Raw genomic sequence first — 22,062 nt, forward strand, 5'->3', positions numbered from 1 at the left:
CGGCATCTTTGCGGCGTCGAAGGTTTCCGAAGACGAAAGCAACATCCGATCTCCCCCCTTGCGGGGGAGATGTCCGGCAGGACAGAGGGGGGCGCGAAGGAATGCAATCTTTCAATCCTTGGAATGATCGATGTACCGGATATTTGCGGCAATTAATGCACAGTCGGCCTCCGTTGTCTATTTCATGCACAACGGTTGCGTTCTGGCTCGCGTTGCCATCCGCCGGGCAAAGGCGGACAATAGGCCATCACAAACCCAGGGAGAGAAATCATGATCGACTACGGTCATTTCATCGGCGGCAAGCATGTCGCCGGGACCAGCGGCCGCAAGCAGGACGTCATGCAGCCGATGGACGGTTCCGTGCGCGGCACGGTGGCGCTGGCTTCGCAGGCGGAACTGCGCGCGGCGGTCGAGGATGCCAAGGCAGCACAGCCCAAATGGGCGGCAACCAACCCGCAGCGCCGCGTGCGCGTGCTGATGAAGTTCCTCGAACTCGTCGCCCGCGACTATGACGAACTGGCCGATATCCTGGCGCGCGAGCATGGCAAGACGATCGCCGACGCCAAGGGCGACATCCAGCGCGGCCTCGAAGTGGTCGAGGTCTGCATCGGCGCACCGCATATGATGAAGGGCGAATTCACTGACGGCGCCGGCCCCGGCATCGACGTCTATTCGATGCGCCAGCCGCTCGGCGTCGTCGCCGGCATCACGCCGTTCAACTTCCCGGCGATGATCCCGCTGTGGAAGATCGCGCCGGCCATCGCCTGCGGCAATGCCTTCATCCTGAAGCCGTCGGAGCGCGACCCGGGCGTGCCGATGCGCATCGCCGAACTGTTCATCGAAGCCGGCCTGCCGGCAGGCATCCTCAATGTCGTCAACGGCGACAAGGATGTGGTCGATGCCATCCTCGATGATCCCGACATCAAGGCCATCGGCTTTGTCGGCTCAACGCCGATCGCCCACTACATCTATTCGCGCGGCACCGCCGCCGGCAAGCGCGTGCAGTGCTTCGGTGGCGCCAAGAACCACATGATCATCATGCCCGATGCCGACATGGACCAGACCGTCGACGCGCTGATCGGCGCCGGCTACGGCTCGGCCGGCGAGCGCTGCATGGCGATCTCGGTGGCTGTCCCGGTCGGCAACGACACCGCCAACCGGCTGATGGAAAAGCTGATCCCGCGCGTTGAAAGCCTGAAGGTCGGACCTTCGACTGACTCTTCGGCCGATTTCGGCCCGCTGGTGACTGCGCAGGCGCTGGAGCGCGTCAAGGGCTACGTCCATACCGGCGTCAAGGAAGGCGCCAAGCTGGTCGTCGACGGCCGCGGCTTCTCCATGCAGGGCTACGAGGATGGCTACTACATGGGCGGCTGCCTGTTCGACAACGTCACCGCGGACATGCGCATCTATAAGGAAGAGATCTTTGGACCGGTGCTCTCGGTGGTGCGGGCGCCGACCTATGAGAGCGCGATCAAGCTCGCCAACGACCACGAGATGGGCAATGGCGTCGCCATCTTCACCCGTGACGGTGACGCGGCGCGCGACTTCGCCTCACGGGTCCAAGTCGGCATGGTCGGCGTCAACGTGCCGATCCCGGTGCCGATCGCCTATTACACCTTCGGCGGCTGGAAGGCGTCCTCCTTCGGCGACCTCAACCAGCATGGCCCGGACGCGTTCCGGTTCTACACCAAGACCAAGACGGTCACCTCGCGCTGGCCGTCCGGCATCAAGGACGGTGCCGAGTTCGTCATCCCGACGATGAACTAGCCAGACACTTGTCCCACAGACAACCGGAACAAACGGGCGCCTTGCGGGCGCCCGTTTGCATTCGGTGCCACTGGCGATTCCTAGGCCATGGACACTGCTTGTTTTCGGATCAGGACCTCACCATATCGAATCCAGGGAATGCGATAAAATTCCCCGACGACAGACCGGAAACCAGAAGGAGTGACGTGATGAAGACGTCGGACCCGGCCTGGAACGCTCCGGCATAACGAGGCTGCCCATGCGCCTCCCTTTGCCGGAACGTGAAGGCGAAGGAGGTGCCAGATGGCACACAAATTTTCATTTCTATGGATCAGGATGGCCGTGATCGGCGCCGCGCTGGCGTTGTCGACACTGTCCGCACAGGCGCAATTCATCTGCGGCGGCCACAGCGACCTTGTCGCGGGATTGGCGCAGGCCTTCCAGCAAAAGCAGATCGGCTACGGTGTGGTCGGGCAAGCTGCGATCGTCGAGATCTATGTCTCGGCAAGCGGGACATGGACCATGCTGGTGACCGACGTGCAGGGCCGAAGCTGCATCTTCGCGACCGGCGACGGATGGGAGAATACCGTCTCCATCAACGCCACGGCGCAAGGGATCTGAACCGCCCGATCAGCGGCGGGTAGCGGCCACCTCGGCGTGGCCGCGCAGCAGTGCTATCAGCCGCTTGGCATCCTTGGCCGCGGCCTCCTCGTCGCCGTCGAGGATCGAGCGGATCAGCGCGACATGATGCTCGGCCGATTCAGCAAGCCCGGTGTCGGCCTTGTAGCGGAACCAGAAACGGCGGCTGTGAGTTTGCAAGGGAGCCGCCAGGCGGGCGGCGAAAGGATTGTCGGCGGCCAGCGCCAACGCTTCGTCGAGCGCCTTGTCGGCCTGGATGAAGGCAAGCACGTTGCCCGAGATCACCGCCTTCTGCATGGCAAGGGCTGCCTCGTGAAACATGTCGGAGGCTTCGCGGGTGACGAAGCGGGCGGCGGAACGGGCCAGCACCACCTCGACGCCGCGGCGCGCATCGAGCACCCGCAGCCAGTCGCCTGGATGCAGCGGAGCGATTGCGATGCCGGCGCGCGGCCGCACGTCGAGCAGCCCCTCCCAGGCCAGCCGCTGGATCGCCTCGCGCAATGGTGTGCGGCCAAGCGCCAGCCTTTCGATCAAGGCGCCCTCGGTGACGAAGCTCGCCGGCGCCAGTTCGAGCGTGACGATCATGTGCTCGAGCACACGGTAGGCCTTGGCCGCCGCCGGCTCGGGTGCAGTGGTTGATTCCATGGATATCAAAGGCAATCTCCTGATATATTCAGGATATATCATAAAAAAATCCGCATTGACAGTTGATTTCCTAGCAGATATACGGCTGATATATCAGATGGAGACATGACCATGTGGACCGGAGTTTTCCCCGCCGTCACGACCAAATTCACTGCCGACGATCGTCTCGACCATGCCGAGATGGAGCGCTGCTTTGGCCTGCAGATGGAGGCCGGCTGCGACGGCATCATCGTCTGCGGATCGCTCGGCGAAGGCCCGATGCTGTCGCCTGACGAGAAGATCGAGGTGCTGAAGACCGCGCAGAAGGTCGCTGGCAAGAAGCCGGTGCTGCTGACAGTCAATGAGGCCGGCACCCGCGAGGCGGCCAGCATTGCGCGCCGCGCCGCCAAGGAAGGCGCCAACGGCCTGATGGTGGTGCCGAGCCCGATCTATCACACCAATGCGGAGGAGACGGTCGCGGCGCTGCGCGCTGTCGCGGAGGCCGGCGACCTGCCGGTCATGATTTACTCCAACCGGCTCGCCTACCGCGTCGACGTCACTGTCGACCAGATGGAGGAGCTGGCATCGGACAAGCGCTTCGTCGCCATCAAGGAATCCTCGGACGACATCCGCCGCTCGACCGAGATCATCAATCGCCTGGGTTCTCGCTACGACCTGTTCACCGGCGTCGACAATCTCGCTTTCGAGGCGCTGTCGGTCGGCGCCATCGGCTGGGTCGCCGGACTGGTCACCGCGTTTCCGCGCGAGACTGTCGCCATCTACCAGCTGATGAAGCTGGGCCGCCGCGAAGAGGCGCTCGCCATCTACCGGTGGTTCCGGCCGCTGCTCGATCTCGACGTCTCGACCTATCTGGTGCAGAACATCAAGCTTGCCGAAGTGTTCGCCATTCAAACCAATGACCGCGTGCGCATGCCTCGCCAGCCGCTGTCGGGCGAGCGCCGCAAGGCAGTCGAAAAGATCGTCAAGGACGCGCTGGCGGTTCGGCCGACACTGCCGCAGTTCTAAAGCCTTCTTCTCCCCTTCACGAGGAGAAGATGCCGGCAGCCGGATGAGGGGCAGCGCCTACGTGCAAGCAAATTCCAAGTCGACAGAGGAGGGGCGCCGCCCCTCATCCGCCCTTCGGGCACCTTCTCCCCGTGAACGGGGAGAGGGGGAAGACATCGCCATCATCGGTGGCGGCATCATCGGCATCTGCGCCGCCGCCTGTCTTGCCGAGGCGGGGCGCAAGGTCACCGTCTTCGATCGCACCGGCATTTGCGAGGAAACGAGTTCCGGCAACGCCGCCGCCTTCGCCTTCTCCGACGTGCTGCCGATGGCGCACAAGGGCATGATCCGGCAGTTGCCGAAATGGCTGGCCGACCCGCTCGGCCCGCTCAGCATTCCACCCGCCTATCTGCCGAAGCTGCTGCCCTGGTTGTTCCGCTTCTGGCGTGCCGGCGCACCGGCAAAATATGAAGCGAGCCTCACCGCCCAGGCGGGCATGATGAAGCTTGCCGAAGTCGAATGGATGGGCTTGCTCGATCGCTCCGGCACGCGCGGCATGCTGCGCGAGGACGGCTCGCTCGAACTCTACGAGAGCGAGGCCGAGTTCCGCGCCTCGCTGCCCGGCTGGGCCGCGCGGGAGCGCTTCGACATCGGCTTTCGCCATGTCGAAGGCGAGGAGTTGGCACGGCTGCAGCCTGGGCTCTCACCGCGCTTCGTCAAGGGCACGTTCGTGCCGGGATGGAAGACGGTCGCCGATCCAAAACTGCTCGGCAAGGCGGTATGGGCCTACGCGCAGACCAGGGGCGCGCGCTTTGAAATGGCCCGGATCGAGCGCGTCGGGGTGGATGAGGATGGCGCGACATTGACGCTGGCCGACGGCACGACCAGGCAAGCAAAGCATCTCATCATTGCCGCCGGCGCCTGGTCGCATCTGCTGGCGAGGCAATTCGGCGATCGCATTCCGCTGGAGACCGAGCGCGGCTACAACACGACGTTGCCGAAGGCTGCCTTCGACGTGAAGCGGCAGCTGATCTTCTCCGGCCACGGCTTCGTCATCACGCCGCTCGAAGCCGGCCTGCGCGTCGGCGGCGCGGTCGAACTTGGCGGCATCGAGAGGCCGCCCAACTATGCTCGATCGAAGACGCTGCTGCAGAAGGCGCAAAACTTCCTGCCGGGGCTCGATCCGGCCGGCGGGCGCGAATGGATGGGGTTCCGTCCCTCGCTGCCGGATTCAGTGCCCGTCATAGGTCGCGCGTCGGGAAGCCGGCCGGTGGTCTATGCCTTTGGCCATGGCCATCTCGGCCTGACCCAGGCGGCAGCCACCGGACGGTTGATCCGCGATCTCGTCCTGGGGCAGACTCCGCCGATCGATCTGGGCCCCTTCAGTCCACAACGATTCTGATTTTTTCGGGTTTTGATTTTTCGAGGAGCGTCATGGCCAAGAAATCCTTCTTCTGCATAGACGGCCACACCTGCGGCAATCCGGTGCGGCTGGTCGCCGGCGGCGGCCCGCTGCTGCAGGGGTCGACGATGATGGAGCGGCGCGCGCACTTCCTTGCCGAATATGACTGGATCCGCACCGGGCTGATGTTCGAGCCGCGCGGTCATGACGTGATGTCAGGCTCGATCCTCTATCCGCCGACGCGCCAGGATTGCGACATCGCCATCCTGTTCATCGAAACCTCGGGCTGTCTGCCGATGTGCGGCCATGGCACCATCGGCACGGTGACGATGGCGATCGAGCACGGGCTGATCAAGCCGAAGACGCCGGGCGTGCTGAGGCTCGACACGCCGGCCGGCCTGGTCATCGCCGAGTACAAACAGGTCGGCGACTATGTCGAGGAGGTGCGCATCACCAACGTGCCGTCCTTCCTCCATGCCGAAGGCTTGACGGTCGAGTGTCCGCAACTCGGCGAAATCACCGTCGATGTCGCCTATGGCGGCAATTTCTACGCCATCGTCGAGCCACAGAAGAACTATCGCGACATGGCCGACCATTCGGCCGGCGACTTCATCGCCTGGAGCCCGGTGGTGCGGCAGCGGCTCAACGAAAAATATTCTTTCGTGCATCCCGAGAACCCGGGCATCAACCGGCTGTCGCATATGCTGTGGACTGGCAAGCCGACCGTGGAGGGCGCGGACGCCCGCAATGCCGTCTTCTATGGCGACAAGGCGATCGATCGCTCACCGTGCGGCACCGGCACCTCGGCGCGCATGGCGCAGCTTCATGCCAAGGGCAAGCTCAAGGCCGGCGACAGCTTCGTCCATGAATCGATCATCGGTTCGCTGTTCAAGGGCAAGGTCGAAAAGGACGTCACCGTGGCGGGCAAGCCGGCCATCATTCCCTCGATCGGCGGTTGGGCACGGATGACCGGGTTGAACACCATCTTCATCGACGACCGCGATCCGTTCGCGCATGGCTTCGTCGTCAAGTGATACCGACAGGCTTTGCATGTCGCCAAACGGGGCGCGGGTTTAGGCGAACGACAAGCAAGGACCTAAAGCCGATGCGCCTCGGCATCGACCGAGACCTCCCGGCGAAACCAATCGGCGAAGGTAGACGCGGCGGGCGAGGCATCCACCGACATCGTCAGGAAGTAGCCCTTGTCGCGGTTGGTTGCGAGCTGTGACAGAACAATCAGATCGCCCCGCTTCAGTTCGTCCCGAAAAACGTCGACGGGACAAAGCGCCACGCCGTGGCCGGCGATGACCGCCGTTGCCAGAATGTTGAAGTCGGCGAAGACGGGTCCGTTGCCAATGTCGACATTGGGCAGTCCGGCCTCGGAGAACCACTCGCGCCAGCCGTGACGTGTTTCGTCATGCAGCAGGTCCGCGCCCGCTATTCCCGCGGCTGTTCGCAGATGGTCCTTGCCGGCGAAATAGTAGGGGCTGCACACCGGTCGGTTCAGGCGTGAAAACAGCTTGAGGCTGGTGACGCCAGGAGTGGAATCAGCCCCAAGCGTGATCAGCACGTCGTTCTCACCATCGCCGAGCCTTTCCTCTGCCCGGGCATAGGCCACCCGCATCCCGATATCGGGATGGCTGGCGGTGAAGTCCGGCAGGCGGGGCACGAGCCAACGGCTGGCAATGGAAGGTATGCAGCCTACCGATACGGTCGCGACGGCCGCATTGCGCCTGATACGCCGGCATGTGGCGCCGAGTTCGGCAAGTGCCCCGCTCGCCGAGGTCTGGAGGATAACTCCGGCATCCGTCAGCCGTACCTTGCGCGCATCGCGATGGAAGAGCGGCACGCCCAACCACTCCTCCAGCCGCCTTATCTGGTGACTGATGGCCGGGTGAGTGACGTGCAGCTCCTCTGCGGCAGCGGAAAAACTGAGATGGCGCGCAGCGGCCTCGAAAGCACGGACGGCGTTCAGCGGGATGTAGTCCATATGTAAAATTTACTAACATATCGGGTGAGAAGCAATCATTTGAAGACGCGCATACCTTGCGGCATTTCTGCAATCGGACTTCGGGGCAAGCCCAGATGCAACCGAAGATTCCGCGCTTTTGACGATATGCAGGGAAAACGATCATGTTCACCAGACAATTGGCTGATGTAGAAAAATCTGACTTCTTCGTGGATTGGGGCAATGGCACCAGCCACCGCCTGCTGACACAAAAGGACGGCATGGGGTTCACCGTCTGCCACACCGTTGTGCGTGCAGGCAGCGAATCGCGCCTCCACTATCGACGGCATTTCGAGGCCTGCTACTGCATCGCCGGCGCCGGCGAGGTCGAAGACATGTCCGGTGGAGTGCATCGTATCGAGCCAGGCACGATCTATGTGCTCGATGAACATGACGATCATTATCTGCGTGCCGATGCCGCCGGCGACATGATCCTGGTCAGCGTCTTCAATCCTCCGCTTGATGGCACCGAGCGGCATGTCCTGAGCGAGAGCGGCGGATCCGCCTACTGAGTCCCGAGGCGCCATCGTTGCCTTGATCGGCGGCCGGTCGCCGATGACCGGATGAACACCAGCTTCATCGACGACCACGATCCGGTTCGCGCATAGTTTTGTGGTCAGCTAAGGGGAATCCTGACCCAGGGGAAAGCAACGGAACGAAAAACGGATCGTGTCAGGAACGCAACGATTCCTCTCATCACCTAGTTTTGACGGTGATTTCTTCGAAATGGGGCGCATGATGTGGTCGAATCGTCAAAGACATTGCGTTATGCCAATGGTAGGGTCCGCGATAGTCCAAGGGGCCGGATGGGAAAAACGGGCAATCGAACGGCGTGCCGGCAAAACACGCATGACGGTTGAAAAATGACGTTGCAATCCGGGCTCGAAACTTTACGACTAGGGGAAATACGAAAAGGAATGCGTCTGCATGGGCGACATTCCAGGGGAGCCACGTACACATGCAGTACTTTGTCCAGCAGCTTATCAACGGGCTGACGCTGGGATCGATCTATGGGCTGATCGCGATCGGCTACACGATGGTCTACGGCATCATCGGCATGATCAACTTCGCCCATGGCGACATCTTCATGGTGGGCGCCTTCACGGCGCTGATCGTCTTCCTCGTCCTCGGTGCACTGTTCTATTCGGTGCCCGTCGTCATCGCGCTGCTGGTCATGATGATCGTGGCGATGCTGCTCACCAGCCTCTACAACTGGACGATCGAGAAGGTGGCCTACCGGCCGCTGCGCGGTTCGTTCCGGCTGGCGCCGCTGATCACCGCGATCGGCATGTCGATCGCGCTGTCGAACTTCGTCCAGGTGACGCAAGGACCGCGCAACAAGCCGATCCCGCCGATGGTCAGCCAGGTCTACAACATCAACGGCATCAGCGTGTCGCTGAAGCAGATCATCATCGTGCTCGTCACGGCGGCGCTCCTGGCGCTGTTCTGGTACCTGGTCAACAGGACATCGCTGGGTCGAGCGCAAAGAGCGTGCGAGCAGGACCGCAAGATGGCCGCACTGCTCGGCATCGACGTCGACCGCACGATCTCGATCACCTTCATCATGGGTGCGGCGCTCGCCGCAGTCGCTGGCACCTTGTTCCTGATGTACTACGGCGTCATTGCCTTCTCGGACGGCTTCACGCCGGGTGTCAAAGCGTTCACGGCGGCGGTGCTGGGCGGCATCGGTTCGCTGCCGGGCGCGGTGCTCGGCGGGCTGATGATCGGCTTCATCGAAAGCATGTGGTCGGCGTATTTCTCGATCGACTACAAGGATGTCGCGGCGTTCTCGATCCTGGCGATCGTGCTGATCTTCCTGCCTTCCGGCATTCTGGGCCGGCCAGAAGTCGAAAAGGTCTGAGATCATGGCGGTTACCGTATCTCCGGAAAGCGACGTCGTCGCCAGCCCTGTCCAACGCGGCCTTAAGGAAGGCTTCTATGCCGGCGCCATTTCGCTCGGCCTGTTCGTGCTGTTCATTGGCCTGAAGACCGGCCAGAACATCTCCAATGAACTGGTCGTCACCACGCGCTGGGGCTTGCTTGCCGGCGTGGTGGTCGCCACGGCTGTCGGACGCTTCCTCTATGTCGCCTATGGCCAGCCCTTCATGGCCAACCAGAAGATCGCCGACGTCGCCACCGGCCTGTTGCCGGGCAGCGTGGCGTCGCGCTTCTTCCAGGTGCCGTGGTTCATCGCGGCCGTCATCGCGGCGGTGTTGCTGTTCGTTTTTAACAACTCGCTCGCCGGATGGGTCGGAGCAGAACCGGCCGGCTATCTGCAATTCCTGCGCGCCCTGGCGATCATCTATGTGCTGGCCAGCGTGATCTACTATTTCAGGGCCTTCATCCACGCCAACTTCACCAAGCTCGGCATTGCCGCGCTTGTGCTGTACCCGATCCTCGTGGTCACGGTTTTGTCGCTGAACGCGTGGTCGATTGTCGGAGGGCTGCAGGGCTCGCTGAAATGGGTCGATAATTTCGGCATCCAGATCCTGATCTATGTGATGCTGGCCTGGGGCCTGAACATCGTTGTCGGCCTCGCCGGCCTGCTCGACCTCGGTTACGTCGCCTTTTATGCACTTGGCGCCTATGCGTATGCGCTGCTCGCCACCGAATACGGCCTGTCGTTCTGGATCCTGCTGCCAGCCGCTGGCGCCATGGCCGCCCTCTGGGGCGTGCTGCTCGGCTTCCCGGTGCTGCGCCTGCGTGGCGACTATCTGGCTATCGTGACGCTGGCCTTCGGCGAGATCATCCGCCTGGTGCTGATCAACTGGCGTGAGGTCACCAACGGGTCGGCCGGCATTTCCGGCATTCCCAAGGTCAGCTTCTTCGGCCTGATGTCCTTCAACGTGTCGGATTCGAACTACATAGCCAAGGTGCTGCACATCGCTCAGTCAGGTGCCTACTATAAGATCTTCCTTTATTATCTGATCCTGGGCCTGTGCCTGCTCACCGCCTTCGTCACCATCAGGCTGCGCCGCCTACCGGTCGGCCGTGCCTGGGAAGCGCTGCGCGAGGACGAGATCGCCTGCCGGTCCCTGGGCATCAACACGACGACGACCAAGCTTACGGCCTTTGCCACCGGCGCCATGTTCGGCGGCTTCGCCGGCTCGTTCTTTGCCGCGCGGCAAGGCTTCGTCAGCCCGGAATCCTTCGTCTTCCTGGAATCGGCCATCATCCTGGCCATCGTCGTGCTCGGCGGCATGGGTTCGCTGGTCGGCATAGCGGTTGCCGCAATGGTAATGATCGGCGGCACCGAGGCGCTGCGCGAACTCGACTTCCTCAAGCAGATCTTCGGGCCGGACTTCACTCCCGAACTCTACCGCATGCTTCTGTTCGGCATGGCCATGGTCATCGTCATGCTGTGGAAGCCGCGCGGCTTCGTCGGCAGTCGCGAACCGACCGCCTTCCTCAAGGAGCGAAGGGCTGTCTCCAGTTCCTTCACCAAGGAGGGCCACGGCTGATGAATGCGAGCACACCCATGAACGAGGCCATCCTGCAGGTCGAGCACCTGTCGATGAAGTTCGGCGGCCTGGTCGCCATCGGCGACCTGTCCTTCACCGCCAAGCGTGGCGAGATCACCGCGCTGATCGGACCCAACGGTGCCGGCAAGACCACCGTGTTCAACTGCATCACCGGCTTCTACAAGCCGTCGGAAGGCATGATCACGCTCAACCGTAACGACGGCTCGAGCTATCTGCTCGAACGTCTGCCCAACCACGAGATCCCGGCGCGCGCCAAGGTGGCGCGCACGTTCCAGAACATCCGCCTGTTCTCGGGCATGACGCTGCTGGAGAACCTTTTGGTTGCCCAGCACAACAAGCTGATGAAGGCCTCGGGCTATACGGTGCTTGGCCTGTTCGGCTTCAGCGGCTATCGCAAGGCCTCGGCCGAATCGGTCGAGCTTGCCAGGCACTGGCTGGAGAAGGCCGATCTCGTCGACCGCGCCGACGATCCGGCCGGCGACCTGCCATACGGTGCGCAGCGGCGCCTCGAGATCGCCCGCGCCATGTGCACGGGTCCAGAGCTTCTGTGCCTGGACGAGCCGGCGGCCGGCCTAAATCCGAAGGAATCGGCATCGCTCAACGAACTGCTGATCGACATCAAGAACACATCAGGCACCTCGATCCTTTTGATCGAGCATGACATGTCGGTGGTCATGCAGATATCCGATCACGTCGTGGTGCTGGAGTATGGCCGCAAGATCTCGGACGGCAATCCGCAATCGGTGCGCACCGATCCGCGCGTTATTGCCGCCTATCTCGGCGTCGACGACGAGGAAGTCGAGGCGGTCCTCACCGAAGTCGGCGACGAAGACGTCATCGAACAGCTCGATACGGGGCCTGATGCCGCGCACGGTCCAGGGACATCGTCCTCGTATCTCGCCGGGCCGGTGACCGACACGGTCGGCCATAGCGAGGGCGAGCGGGTCACCGTGTCGAAAGGCGCCTCCAAGGCGGCGCAGGTCGACGCAAGATCGCTCGCAGCGGCAAACAAGGGGGCCTCGCTGGCCGCCGTACCGGCGGCGAAGCCCGCTCCAGCGGCAAAGGCAAAGCCTGCTCCGAAATCAGCGTCAAAGGCGGCAACTGGGACGGCAGTGAAGTCGACCGCAGCGCCCGCACCGGCAAAGCCGGCAGCCAAGGCTCCGGCGGCGAAGGCTGGGGAAATCTCCAACCGGCTGGCGGCACCGCGCGGCGGCAAGGCCGACAATCTGACCCGCATCAAGGGCATCGGTACGGTCAACGAGAAGAAGCTCAACGAGCACGGTATCTTCCACTTCGACCAGATCGGCGGGTGGAAGAAGGCCGACGTCGAGGCCGCCGAGGCCTATCTTGCCTTCGATGGTCGCATCGCGCGTGAGGAATGGGTCAAGCAGGCCAAGCTGCTCGGCCAGGGCAAGGACACGGAATTCTCGCGCCGCGTCGACGCGGGCAAAGTGGCGACCAGCCATGCTTCCGGGAAGACCGCAAGTGCGGCTTCCGGAAAGACTGCGGCCGCCAAGCCTGCGGCGGGCAAGCGCGGAGGGGGCAAGTGATGGCCGGGACAACGCTGCTCGATATCAAGGGCGTGCAGACCTACTACGGCAACATCCGGGCGCTGAACGGTGTCGATGTCACCGTCAACCAGGGTGAGATCGTGGCGCTGATCGGCGCCAACGGCGCCGGCAAGTCGACGCTGATGATGACCATCTTCGGCGCGCCTCGTGCGCGGGCCGGCACCATCACCTTTGCCGGCACCGACATCACCCAGATGCCGACGCACGAGATCGCGCGCATGCGCATCGCCCAATCGCCCGAAGGCCGGCGCATCTTCCCGCGCATGACGGTGATGGAAAACCTGCAAATGGGCGCCAGCCTCGACAACCTCAAGCACTATGACGAGGACGTCGAGAAGGTGTTCACGCTGTTCCCGCGGCTCAAGGAGCGTATCGCCCAGCGCGGCGGCACGCTGTCGGGCGGCGAGCAGCAGATGCTGTCGATCGGACGTGCGCTGATGGCGCGGCCGAAGCTGTTGTTGCTCGACGAACCGTCGCTGGGTCTGGCGCCGCTGATCGTCAAGCAGATCTTCGACGCCATCCGCGAACTGAACCGCACCCAGGGGCTGACCGTGTTCCTGGTCGAGCAGAACGCCTTCGGCGCGCTCAAGCTCGCCACGCGCGGCTACGTCATGGTCAACGGCAATGTGACGATGAGCGGCACCGGCAAGGAACTGCTCGCCAATCCGGAAGTGCGCGCTGCCTATCTCGAAGGCGGACACCACTGAGTTTGGAGCGGAACGTGTGCATCCGATATTCCGCTCCAAGTTGTTTGTTTGTCGCATGATCCTTGTCCGAAAAGTCTGCAACTTTTCGGGATCATGCTAGGGAGACTTCACCATGCAGGGCATTCTTTATGAGGAGCCGTCGATCTGGCAGTTCTTCTTCGTCACTTGCCTGCTCGGCGGCTGGGCGGCCTGGATGACGGGCAAGGCCAGCGCCCAGACATGGCGCAGCTTCATCCATCTGTTCGTCTATATGCTGGGCCTCGGCATCGGCATCCGCTTCATCCATCACGCGCTGTTCGGCGGCACGATGTTCTCGCTGCACTACTATATCGTCGACACCATCGTGCTGATGATCCTTGGCTTCGTCGGCTATCAATACACACGAACAAACCAGATGGTGACGCAGTATAATTGGCTCTACGAAAGAGCTTCAATCTTGAGCTGGAAGCCGAAAGGCTGAGGTTCATCATTAACGCCGCTTCGGGGATGAATCGGCGTGACAAGTGCCTGAAAATCGGCAAACTATGCTTTCTGCGATAAGGGTGGGCATCGCATGAAAGCTTCATCCACGCCCACTCCGTAAATGGGAGCGTTTAAATGAAAAAATCACTTTTGTCCGCCGTCGCCCTGACCGCGCTCGTCGCGTTCGGCGGCAGCGCGTGGGCTGATGTACTGATCGGCGTTGCCGGTCCGATCACCGGTCCGAACGCAGCCTTCGGCGCACAGCTTCAGAAGGGTGCGGAAGCGGCTGTCGCCGACATCAATGCCAAGGGCGGCATCAATGGCGAGCAGATCAAGCTCGAGGTTGGCGACGACGTCTCCGATCCGAAGCAGGGCATCTCGGTCGCCAACAAGTTCGTCGGCGACGGCGTCAAGTTCGTGGTCGGCCACTTCAACTCGGGCGTCTCGATCCCGGCATCCGAAGTCTATGCGGAAAACAACATCGTCGAGATCACCCCGGCTGCTACCAACCCGCAGTTCACCGAGCGCGGCCTGTGGAACGTGTTCCGCACCTGCGGACGCGATGACCAGCAGGGTAGCATTGCCGGCGCTTATCTCGCCGCAAACTTCAAGGACGCCAAGATCGCCGTCGTGCACGACAAGACCACCTACGGTCAGGGCCTTGCCGACGAAACCAAGAAGGCGATGAACGCCAAGGGCGTGACGGAAGTCATGTATGAAGGCATCAATGTCGGCGACAAGGACTTCTCGGCACTGATCGCCAAGATGAAGGAAGCCGGCGTCTCCATCATCTATTGGGGCGGTCTGCACACCGAAGCCGGCCTGATCATCCGCCAGGCGGCCGACCAGGGTCTCAAGGCGACGCTGGTTTCCGGTGACGGCATCGTGTCGAACGAGCTGGCTTCGATCGCGGGCGACGCGGTTGCGGGCACGCTCAACACCTTCGGCCCGGATCCGCGCCTGATCCCCGCGAACAAGGAACTCGTCGAGAAGTTCCGTGCGCAGGGCTTCGAGCCGGAAGCCTACACGCTCTACGCATACGCTGCCGTGCAGGCGCTTTCGGAAGCGGCAGCAGCCGCCAAGTCGAACGACCCGCAGGAAGTTGCCAAGGCGCTGCATGCGAATGGCCCGTTCAAGACCGTGCTCGGCGACCTGTCCTATGACGCCAAGGGCGACCCGACGCTGCCCGGCTACGTCATGTACGAATGGAAGAAGGGCGACGACGGCAAGTACACCTACATCCAGAAGATGTAAGCCTGTCGGCCTTGATCTCTACGGAATGCCCGGCGCTTTGCGCCGGGCATTTTTCGTTTGAGCCCCGCTCCCTTCCGGACGATCCGGCAAGCCGATAAAGCCGGCGTTTAGCCGGAAAAAGATCAGGCCTTGAATGGCCGCGCCGGGGCTTTCTTGCGCGTTCGACCGAATGCGACCGACTTTGGCGCAAAGATTCCGTTTCAATCGATTTAATTCAACGTCAATTTTGTTTGCACTGCAGCATTTTCGCGCTAATCATGACGCCAGTTTCGTCCCCGACACTGTCCGGAGTTCGTCCTTGGCCATTACGAAGATCCTCGTCGCCAACCGATCCGAAATCGCCATTCGCGTCTTTCGCGCGGCCAACGAACTTGGTCTCAAAACCGTGGCGATCTGGGCCGAGGAGGACAAGTACTCGCTGCATCGCTTCAAGGCCGACGAGAGCTACCAGGTCGGGCGCGGACCGCACCTGACCCGCGACATGGGACCTATCGAAAGCTACCTGTCGATCGAGGAGGTGATCCGCGTCGCCAGGCTTTCAGGCGCCGATGCCATCCATCCCGGCTACGGGCTTTTGTCGGAAAGTCCCGAATTCGCCGAAGCCTGCGCGGTCGCCGGCATCACCTTCATCGGCCCGAAGCCGGACACGATGCGCCGGCTCGGCAACAAGGTTGCCGCGCGCAATCTGGCGATCGAGGTCGGCGTGCCGGTGATCCCCGCCACCGATCCGTTGCCGGACGACATTGAGGCGGTCAAGACACTGGCCAAGGAGATTGGCTATCCGGTGATGCTGAAGGCATCGTGGGGCGGCGGCGGGCGCGGCATGCGAGCCATCCGCTCCGAGGCCGATCTTGCCCGCGAGGTCATGGAAGGCAAGCGCGAGGCGAAAGCCGCCTTCGGCAAGGACGAGGTCTATCTCGAAAAGCTGATCGAACGCGCCCGCCATGTCGAGGTGCAGGTGCTGGGCGACACGCATGGCAATGCCGTGCACCTGTTCGAGCGCGACTGCTCGATCCAGCGCCGCAACCAGAAGGTCGTCGAGCGGGCGCCGGCGCCCTATCTCGAAATGTCGCAACGCGAGGAGCTTTGCGGCTACGCGCTGAAGATTGCGCGCGAGACCAGCTATATCGGTGCCGGCACGGTCGAGTTCCTGCAGGATGCCGATACCGCCAAGTTCTATTTCATCGAGGTCAATCCGCGCATCCAGGTCGAGCACACCGTCACCGAGCAGGTGACCGGCATCGACATCGTCAAGGCGCAGATCCACATCCTCGACGGCTTCGCCATAGGCACGCCGGAATCGGGCGTGCCGGCGCAGACGGACATCCGGCTGAACGGCCATGCCTTGCAGTGCCGCATCACCACCGAAGACCCCGAGCACAATTTCATTCCCGACTACGGTCGCATCACCGCCTATCGTGGCGCCACCGGCTTCGGCATCCGCCTCGACGGCGGCACCGCCTATTCCGGCGCGGTCATCACCCGCTTCTACGATCCGCTGCTGGAGAAGGTGACGGCCTGGGCGCCGACGCCGGCCGAGACCATCGCCCGCATGAACCGGGCCTTGCGCGAGTTCCGCATCCGCGGCGTCGCCACCAACCTCACCTTCCTCGAAGCGATCATCAACCACCCGAGCTTCGCCGACAATTCCTACACGACCAAGTTCATCGACACGACGCCGGAACTGTTCCAGCAGGTGAAGCGCCAGGACCGCGCCACCAAGCTGATCAACTATCTGGCCGACGTGTCGGTCAACGGCCATCCCGAGGCGCGCGGCCGGCCGCAGCCGAAGGCCGACGCGGCCGCACCCATCGTGCCATACCTCAACGGCAATGTGCCGGGCGGCAGCAAGCAGAAGCTGGACGTGCTCGGACCGGAAAAGTTCGCCGCCTGGATGCGCGACCAAAAGGAGGTGCTGGTCACCGACACGACGATGCGCGACGGCCATCAGTCGCTGCTGGCCACGCGTGTGCGCACGCATGACATCGCCGGCATCGCCGGCACCTATGCGCGCGCCCTGCCGCAGCTTCTGTCGCTCGAATGCTGGGGCGGCGCCACTTTCGACGTCGCCATGCGCTTCCTCACCGAGGACCCATGGGAGCGGCTGTCGCTGGTGCGCGAGGCAGCGCCCAATCTGTTGCTGCAGATGCTGCTGCGCGGCGCCAATGGTGTCGGCTACACCAATTATCCCGACAATGTCGTGCAGCATTTCGTCAAGCAGGCGGCCAGCGGCGGCATCGACCTGTTCCGGGTGTTCGACTGCCTGAACTGGGTCGAGAACATGCGCGTCGCCATGGACGCGGTCGGCGCCGAAGGCAAGCTGATCGAAGCGGCGATGTGTTACACCGGCGACATACTCGACCCGGCGCGAGCCAAATACGATCTCAAATACTATGTCGGCCTGGCCGGCGAATTGCAGGCTGCCGGCGCCCACATCATCGCCGTCAAGGACATGGCCGGCCTGTTGAAGCCTTCCGCCGCACGCGTGCTGTTCAAGGCGCTGCGCGAGGCGACCGACCTGCCGATCCATTTCCACACCCACGACACGTCGGGCCTCTCCGCAGCGACCGTGCTGGCAGCGGTGGAGAGCGGCGTCGACGCCATCGACGCGGCGATGGATGCCTTCTCCGGGAACACATCGCAGCCTTGCCTTGGCTCGATCGTCGAGGCGCTGAAAGGCACCGAGCGCGACCCCGGCCTCGACTCGCAATGGATTCGTAAGATCTCGTTCTACTGGGAAGCTGTGCGCAACCAGTACGCCGCGTTCGAAAGCGACCTCAAGGGACCGGCCTCGGAAGTCTACCTGCATGAAATGCCGGGCGGCCAGTTCACCAATCTCAAGGAACAGGCGCGCTCGCTCGGGCTCGAGACACGCTGGCACGAGGTGGCGCAGACCTACCACAACGTCAACCTGATGTTCGGCGACATCGTCAAGGTGACTCCGTCGTCCAAGGTCGTCGGCGACATGGCATTGATGATGGTCAGCCAGGACCTGACTGTCGCCGATGTCGAAAATCCGGCCAGGGATATCGCCTTTCCGGATTCGGTCGTCTCGATGCTGCGCGGCGATCTCGGGCAGTCGCCCGGCGGTTGGCCGGCAGCACTGCAGAAGAAGGCGCTGAAGGGCGACAAGCCGATCACGGTGCGGCCGGGCTCGCTGCTCAAGCCGGCCGATCTCAAGGCCAGCCGCAAGGAGATCGAGGAGAAGCTCGAGCGCAAGCTCTCGGAGTTCGAATTCGCCTCTTGGCTGATGTATCCGAAAGTGTTTTCCGACTTCGCCGGCGCGCAGGAGACCTACGGCCCGGTCAGCGTCCTGCCGACGCCGACCTATTTCTACGGCATGAAACCCGAAGACGAGATCTTCGTCGACATCGAGAAGGGCAAGACGCTGGTGGTGCGCTGTCTGGCCATCGGCGATGTCGACGACAAGGGCATGGTCACCGTGTTCTTCGAGCTCAACGGCCAGCCGCGCCGCGTTAAGGTACCCGACAGGGCGCATGGCGCGTCCGCCGTCAAGGCCCGCCGCAAGGCCGAGCCGGGCAACGAGGCGCATGTCGGCGCGCCGATGCCTGGCGTCGTCTCGGCGCTTTCGGTTGCCGCTGGCCACGCCGTGAAGGCCGGTGACGTGCTGCTTTCCATCGAGGCGATGAAGATGGAGACGGCGTTGCACGCCGAGCGCGACGGCACGGTCGCCGAGGTGCTGGTCAAGGCCGGCGACCAGATCGATGCCAAGGATCTGCTGATCGCCTTCAATTGAGAGCTGGCAAAGAACGGGCAGGCTGTCGGCTTCTGTCGGCAGCCTGGAGCGTGTTCCATCCCGATGGAATCGGGTTGGGGCTCCATCTCTGTGTTGGGGTATGAACTCCAGGGAAAACCGGTACCCACTTTTCGGGATCATGCCCCTGTGGCTTGTTCGATAACAGCTTGACCCGCCGCCGCCGGTCGGGCATCGAACCGGCTCAAATTTGCCGCCGTAGTCCCCCGAGTCGCGGCGCAGAAACGATGTGGAGAAAACATGGCCGACGATATCACCGAGACCAGCCAGACTGTTGCCGCCGGCCAGCTGCGTGCCTTCATCGAGCGCATCGAGCGGCTCGAGGAAGAGAAGAAGACCATCTCCGACGAGTTTCACACATTCGCGGCGGCATCCTGATAAGCTCTTTGCAATGAATACAACCTGTTGCGGTAATTGGGTTCTATCAGGAACGTCCTGATAGAAAGGCTCCTGCAGATGTCCCCGGCGCGGAATCGGCAGCCGCAACATCGATGCCGAGTTACAAGTCAATCGACGAGGAAAACATGGACGAGACATCCCCACAAAGTACGGTTGCAGCTGCAGAACTGAGGCAACTTATCGAGCGGATAGAGAGGCTCGAAGAGGAGAAGGCCACGCTGGCTGACGACATCAAGGAGGTCATGGCGGAGGCCAAGGGCCGCGGCTACGACACCAAGGTGATCCGGACGATCATCCGCCTCCGCAAGAAGGACCAAGCCGAGCGCCAGGAGGAAGAGGCGATTCTCGATCTTTACAAGGCCGCTCTAGGAATGGTGTAGGCGCAGCGCGGCCAGCTTCTTGCGAACTGCAGCCTCATTGGCGCGAGCATCCTCGAGCTGCTTGAGAAGACTCATGTTGTCGGCGTCTCGGAGAGCCAGAAGCGCCCGCAATTCCTCCACCTCCTTGACAAGCTCCTTGGCAACGTGAGTTTTTGCTCGCTTTCGTTTGCCTTGAGCCGTGCCGCGGGGGCTTGCCTTCTTTAGCAATTCCTTTGTTTCGTGAAGAATGGCGAGGCGTTGCAACTCTGCTTGGAGTCGCGGCCTCAGATCGACGTTGGGGCCGCGAAGCGCATCGCTTCCGGTACGGGTCAGCTTCTTGAAACCACTCACAGTCGGTTTCAATCCGCCGAGCTTTTCAAGATCTTTCGTCGAAAGAATGGACTCATAAAGGGCGAGGCCTTCGAGAATTCTGCGCCGGGTTTCCTGCGACTTCGCGACCGCGACTGGTGGCGCGTGCGCACYTACTTTCGACTCGCGGGGCTTCCGACGTAGTCCGATCGGCCTGATCTCAAGCATGGGATTACCTTTGCCCCGCAATGTACCGCCTCGCGATTCTGACCCCTTCAGCTGCGGCTTTTCGCAGCACCGTTGGAATGCCGTCACGCGCTAGGGTTTCCGTCCGKAATTGCGTCAAAACAAAGAGATAGAGCGGTTCGACGTTTCCGTGAAACGGCGAACCACTCTAAGGAGCAACAATGCGTTTCGAAGGCACGGCGGCCTATGTCGCCGACATCTCGACGTACAAACGCGGCCCGAACGGCGCAACGCGGTGAAGCTCTTGATGTTCTTCGATGTCGGCGGCTCGATGGACGACCACATCAAGAGCGTCGAAGAGCTGTTTTCGGCCGCCCGCGCCGAATTCCGCCAGCTCGAATATTTTTATTTCCACAACTGCCTCTATGAGGGCGTGTGGAAGGACAATCGCCGCCGTCATGCCGAGACGATCCCGACCTTCGACCTGATCCATAAATATGGGCCGGACTACAAGGTGATCGTCGTTGGCGACGCCTCGATGAGCCCTTACGAGATCGCCCTACCCGGCGGCTCGGTGGAACACTGGAACCCGGAGGCCGGGACCGTCTGGCTCGGCCGCCTGTTGCAGCAATGGCCCAACGCGGTATGGCTGAACCCCGAGAACGAGAAGAACTGGGGCTATACCCATTCGATTGCCATGATCCGCGACGTCTTCGGCGGCCGCATGTTCCCGCTGACGCTGGCCGGGCTCGAAGGCGCGACCAGGCAGCTTTCAAGGAAGCATTGAACAGACAGGAAAAACGATGACCTGCTTTCTCTGCCTGCAATGCGGCGTCCAGTTCGCGGCAACGAAGGCACCGCCGAACCGCTGCCCGATCTGCGAGGACGAGCGGCAATATGTGCGCTGGGAAGGCCAGGCCTGGATCACACCGGAAGAGCTCGCCGACGGAAACCGGGTCGTGGTCAAGGACGATGCCGGCGTTCTCGCCTTCGGCATCGAGCCGCGCTTCGCCATCGGCCAGCGCGCGTTGCTGGCGCAGACGCCGCACGGCAATGTGCTGTGGGACTGCATCTCGATGGTCAGCGACGAGGCGGTGGCCGAGATCAACCGCCGTGGCGGCCTGACAGCGATAGCCATCTCGCACTGCCACTATTATTCGGTGATGGTCGAGTGGAGCGAGGCTTTTGGCGGTGTGCCGATCTTTCTCCACGCCGATGACCGCCAATGGATCATGCGGCCGCACAAGGCGATCGTCAGTTGGGAGGGCGAGACGTTGCCTATCAACCCTTCGCTGACACTTGTCCGCTGCGGTGGCCACTTTGCCGGCGGCCAGGTGCTCCATTGGGAACGCGATGGCGGCAACGCCCTGCTGTCCGGCGACATATTGCAGGTAACGCCGACGCGCCGCCATGTCAGCTTCATGTACAGCTATCCCAACTATATCCCGCTCAACGCAGCCGCCGTCCGCCGCATCGCGAAGGCATTGGAGCCCTTCCAGTTCAACCACATCTACGGCGCATGGTGGAACCAGAATGTGATTGGGGACGCAAAAGCGGCATTCGATATATCGGTCGCGCGCTATCTTGCAGCCATCGCGTGAAGGCACGATCGAAAATGCGGGCAAACCTCGTAACAAATGCCTATCTTGGTGCGAATATGAGGTTGCAATCAACAACGAGCCGGCAAGGCTGAGGAGATCAAATGGACACCCACACCTACCCCGTCACCCGCACCGACGCCGAATGGCGCGCCCGGCTGACGCCGGAGCAATATGCCGTCATGCGCGGCCATGGCACCGAGCGGCCGGGAAGCTGCGCTTTGCTCTACGAGAAGCGCGCCGGCACGTTTTCCTGCGTCGGCTGCGACCAGCCGCTGTTCGAATCCAAGCTGAAGTTCGAGAGTGGCACCGGCTGGCCGAGCTTCAACGACCCGGTGCCGGGCTCGGTCGAGAACACCGTCGACCGCAGCTATGGCATGGTCCGCACCGAATGCCATTGCGCCCGCTGCGGCAGCCATCTCGGCCATGTCTTCGAGGACGGCCCGCCGCCGACCGGCCTGCGCTATTGCATCAATGGCGTGGCGCTGAAATTCGAGCCGACGGCCTAACCCGATCGTCGGATGAATCGAAAGGGC

At 62.4% G+C, this 22,062-nt stretch carries 20 protein-coding genes and 1 pseudogene; 18 read left to right on the top strand and 3 right to left on the bottom strand.

The genetic code is table 11. The features are described 5' to 3' along the window. The first annotated feature begins 270 nt into the window (after positions 1-270). Entirely contained in the window at positions 271-1,767 is a 1,497-nt protein-coding gene (locus AC1D0I_RS15725; RefSeq protein ID WP_477396217.1) for a CoA-acylating methylmalonate-semialdehyde dehydrogenase, read from the top strand. A gap of 282 nt (positions 1,768-2,049) precedes the next feature. After that, positions 2,050-2,367, top strand: a complete 318-nt coding sequence (locus tag AC1D0I_RS15730) for a hypothetical protein (RefSeq protein ID WP_477396219.1) — start codon at positions 2,050-2,052, stop codon at positions 2,365-2,367. A gap of 9 nt (positions 2,368-2,376) precedes the next feature. On the opposite strand, the gene AC1D0I_RS15735 is transcribed toward AC1D0I_RS15730, so the two are convergent. After that, positions 2,377-3,030, bottom strand: a complete 654-nt coding sequence (locus AC1D0I_RS15735) for a GntR family transcriptional regulator (RefSeq protein ID WP_477396222.1) — start codon at positions 3,028-3,030, stop codon at positions 2,377-2,379. A gap of 111 nt (positions 3,031-3,141) precedes the next feature. Here AC1D0I_RS15735 and AC1D0I_RS15740 point away from each other — a divergent pair, with 111 nt between their 5' ends. The 3 genes from AC1D0I_RS15740 to AC1D0I_RS15750 all read left to right on the top strand — a co-directional run bounded on the left by AC1D0I_RS15740 (position 3,142) and on the right by AC1D0I_RS15750 (position 6,450). Then, a complete protein-coding gene (locus AC1D0I_RS15740; protein ID WP_477396224.1) occupies positions 3,142-4,035 on the top strand; it encodes a dihydrodipicolinate synthase family protein in 894 nt (297 codons plus the stop codon). A 61-nt stretch (positions 4,036-4,096) separates the two neighbouring features. Continuing rightward, positions 4,097-5,416 carry an NAD(P)/FAD-dependent oxidoreductase gene (locus AC1D0I_RS15745; protein WP_477396226.1) on the top strand — a complete coding sequence of 440 codons (1,320 nt, stop codon included), beginning with the start codon at positions 4,097-4,099 and terminating at the stop codon, positions 5,414-5,416. A 32-nt stretch (positions 5,417-5,448) separates the two neighbouring features. After that, positions 5,449-6,450, top strand: a complete 1,002-nt coding sequence (locus AC1D0I_RS15750; protein WP_477396228.1) for a 4-hydroxyproline epimerase — start codon at positions 5,449-5,451, stop codon at positions 6,448-6,450. Positions 6,451-6,512: 62 nt separating this feature from the next. Here the strand turns inward: AC1D0I_RS15750 and AC1D0I_RS15755 are convergent, their stop codons facing one another. Next, positions 6,513-7,406 carry a LysR substrate-binding domain-containing protein gene (locus AC1D0I_RS15755; RefSeq protein ID WP_477396230.1) on the bottom strand — a complete coding sequence of 298 codons (894 nt, stop codon included), beginning with the start codon at positions 7,404-7,406 and terminating at the stop codon, positions 6,513-6,515. A gap of 143 nt (positions 7,407-7,549) precedes the next feature. On the opposite strand from AC1D0I_RS15755, the gene AC1D0I_RS15760 reads away from it, so the two are divergent. The 10 genes from AC1D0I_RS15760 to AC1D0I_RS15805 all read left to right on the top strand — a co-directional run bounded on the left by AC1D0I_RS15760 (position 7,550) and on the right by AC1D0I_RS15805 (position 19,454). Next, entirely contained in the window at positions 7,550-7,936 is a 387-nt protein-coding gene (locus AC1D0I_RS15760) for an ectoine synthase (RefSeq protein WP_477396232.1), read from the top strand. Positions 7,937-8,382: 446 nt separating this feature from the next. Then, complete coding sequence (locus tag AC1D0I_RS15765; protein ID WP_095084211.1) at positions 8,383-9,285, top strand: branched-chain amino acid ABC transporter permease; 903 nt, start codon at positions 8,383-8,385, stop codon at positions 9,283-9,285. A gap of 4 nt (positions 9,286-9,289) precedes the next feature. Then, positions 9,290-10,885, top strand: coding sequence for a high-affinity branched-chain amino acid ABC transporter permease LivM (livM, locus tag AC1D0I_RS15770; RefSeq protein ID WP_457154768.1), 1,596 nt, complete (start codon positions 9,290-9,292; stop codon positions 10,883-10,885). Further along, entirely contained in the window at positions 10,885-12,456 is a 1,572-nt protein-coding gene (locus tag AC1D0I_RS15775) for an ATP-binding cassette domain-containing protein (RefSeq protein WP_477396234.1), read from the top strand. The genes livM and AC1D0I_RS15775 overlap by 1 nt, the downstream gene beginning before the upstream one ends. Continuing rightward, positions 12,456-13,184, top strand: a complete 729-nt coding sequence (locus tag AC1D0I_RS15780; RefSeq protein ID WP_184872396.1) for an ABC transporter ATP-binding protein — start codon at positions 12,456-12,458, stop codon at positions 13,182-13,184. Before AC1D0I_RS15775 ends, AC1D0I_RS15780 begins: the two co-directional genes overlap by 1 nt. Before the next feature lie 112 nt (positions 13,185-13,296). Continuing rightward, a complete protein-coding gene (locus AC1D0I_RS15785) occupies positions 13,297-13,644 on the top strand; it encodes a DUF6867 family protein (protein ID WP_095084215.1) in 348 nt (115 codons plus the stop codon). A 137-nt stretch (positions 13,645-13,781) separates the two neighbouring features. Next, positions 13,782-14,900: a branched-chain amino acid ABC transporter substrate-binding protein gene (locus AC1D0I_RS15790; protein ID WP_095084216.1), complete on the top strand. Its 1,119-nt coding sequence runs from the start codon at positions 13,782-13,784 to the stop codon at positions 14,898-14,900. 298 nt (positions 14,901-15,198) lie between these two features. Beyond that, positions 15,199-18,657, top strand: a complete 3,459-nt coding sequence (pyc, locus tag AC1D0I_RS15795) for a pyruvate carboxylase (protein ID WP_477396236.1) — start codon at positions 15,199-15,201, stop codon at positions 18,655-18,657. Positions 18,658-18,915: 258 nt separating this feature from the next. Continuing rightward, the gene (locus AC1D0I_RS15800) at positions 18,916-19,053 is read left to right on the top strand and encodes a GapR family DNA-binding domain-containing protein (protein ID WP_477396237.1); all 138 of its coding nucleotides are present in this window, start codon (positions 18,916-18,918) and stop codon (positions 19,051-19,053) included. A 146-nt stretch (positions 19,054-19,199) separates the two neighbouring features. Then, positions 19,200-19,454: a DUF2312 domain-containing protein gene (locus tag AC1D0I_RS15805; protein ID WP_352775294.1), complete on the top strand. Its 255-nt coding sequence runs from the start codon at positions 19,200-19,202 to the stop codon at positions 19,452-19,454. Here AC1D0I_RS15805 and AC1D0I_RS15810 read toward each other — a convergent pair. Beyond that, a complete protein-coding gene (locus AC1D0I_RS15810) occupies positions 19,440-19,970 on the bottom strand; it encodes a hypothetical protein (RefSeq protein WP_477396239.1) in 531 nt (176 codons plus the stop codon). The genes AC1D0I_RS15805 and AC1D0I_RS15810 overlap by 15 nt on opposite strands. A 214-nt stretch (positions 19,971-20,184) precedes the next feature. Between AC1D0I_RS15810 and AC1D0I_RS15815 the strand changes: the two are divergent. The 3 genes and pseudogenes from AC1D0I_RS15815 to msrB all read left to right on the top strand — a co-directional run. Further along, positions 20,185-20,715, top strand: a pseudogene (locus AC1D0I_RS15815) (VWA domain-containing protein); the annotation flags it as partial. 16 nt (positions 20,716-20,731) lie between these two features. Further along, a complete protein-coding gene (locus tag AC1D0I_RS15820) occupies positions 20,732-21,529 on the top strand; it encodes an MBL fold metallo-hydrolase (protein WP_477227666.1) in 798 nt (265 codons plus the stop codon). Positions 21,530-21,630: 101 nt separating this feature from the next. Then, a complete protein-coding gene (gene msrB, locus AC1D0I_RS15825; RefSeq protein WP_023688927.1) occupies positions 21,631-22,035 on the top strand; it encodes a peptide-methionine (R)-S-oxide reductase MsrB in 405 nt (134 codons plus the stop codon). Positions 22,036-22,062 lie beyond the last annotated feature (27 nt).

Source organism: Mesorhizobium sp. P2_D1 (genome assembly GCF_056404455.1).

What these genes read in the sequence shown, in the direction of transcription:
- AC1D0I_RS15725 (WP_477396217.1), top strand. Translation starts at nt 271, where the DNA reads ATGATCGACTACGGTCATTTCATCGGCGGCAAGCATGTCGCCGGGACC.
- AC1D0I_RS15730 (WP_477396219.1), top strand. Translation starts at nt 2,050, where the DNA reads ATGGCACACAAATTTTCATTTCTATGGATCAGGATGGCCGTGATCGGC.
- AC1D0I_RS15735 (WP_477396222.1), bottom strand. Translation starts at nt 3,030, where the DNA reads ATGGAATCAACCACTGCACCCGAGCCGGCGGCGGCCAAGGCCTACCGT.
- AC1D0I_RS15740 (WP_477396224.1), top strand. Translation starts at nt 3,142, where the DNA reads ATGTGGACCGGAGTTTTCCCCGCCGTCACGACCAAATTCACTGCCGAC.
- AC1D0I_RS15750 (WP_477396228.1), top strand. Translation starts at nt 5,449, where the DNA reads ATGGCCAAGAAATCCTTCTTCTGCATAGACGGCCACACCTGCGGCAAT.
- AC1D0I_RS15755 (WP_477396230.1), bottom strand. Translation starts at nt 7,406, where the DNA reads ATGGACTACATCCCGCTGAACGCCGTCCGTGCTTTCGAGGCCGCTGCG.
- AC1D0I_RS15760 (WP_477396232.1), top strand. Translation starts at nt 7,550, where the DNA reads ATGTTCACCAGACAATTGGCTGATGTAGAAAAATCTGACTTCTTCGTG.
- AC1D0I_RS15765 (WP_095084211.1), top strand. Translation starts at nt 8,383, where the DNA reads ATGCAGTACTTTGTCCAGCAGCTTATCAACGGGCTGACGCTGGGATCG.
- livM (WP_457154768.1), top strand. Translation starts at nt 9,290, where the DNA reads ATGGCGGTTACCGTATCTCCGGAAAGCGACGTCGTCGCCAGCCCTGTC.
- AC1D0I_RS15775 (WP_477396234.1), top strand. Translation starts at nt 10,885, where the DNA reads ATGAATGCGAGCACACCCATGAACGAGGCCATCCTGCAGGTCGAGCAC.
- AC1D0I_RS15780 (WP_184872396.1), top strand. Translation starts at nt 12,456, where the DNA reads ATGGCCGGGACAACGCTGCTCGATATCAAGGGCGTGCAGACCTACTAC.
- AC1D0I_RS15785 (WP_095084215.1), top strand. Translation starts at nt 13,297, where the DNA reads ATGCAGGGCATTCTTTATGAGGAGCCGTCGATCTGGCAGTTCTTCTTC.
- AC1D0I_RS15790 (WP_095084216.1), top strand. Translation starts at nt 13,782, where the DNA reads ATGAAAAAATCACTTTTGTCCGCCGTCGCCCTGACCGCGCTCGTCGCG.
- AC1D0I_RS15800 (WP_477396237.1), top strand. Translation starts at nt 18,916, where the DNA reads ATGGCCGACGATATCACCGAGACCAGCCAGACTGTTGCCGCCGGCCAG.
- AC1D0I_RS15805 (WP_352775294.1), top strand. Translation starts at nt 19,200, where the DNA reads ATGGACGAGACATCCCCACAAAGTACGGTTGCAGCTGCAGAACTGAGG.
- AC1D0I_RS15820 (WP_477227666.1), top strand. Translation starts at nt 20,732, where the DNA reads ATGACCTGCTTTCTCTGCCTGCAATGCGGCGTCCAGTTCGCGGCAACG.
- msrB (WP_023688927.1), top strand. Translation starts at nt 21,631, where the DNA reads ATGGACACCCACACCTACCCCGTCACCCGCACCGACGCCGAATGGCGC.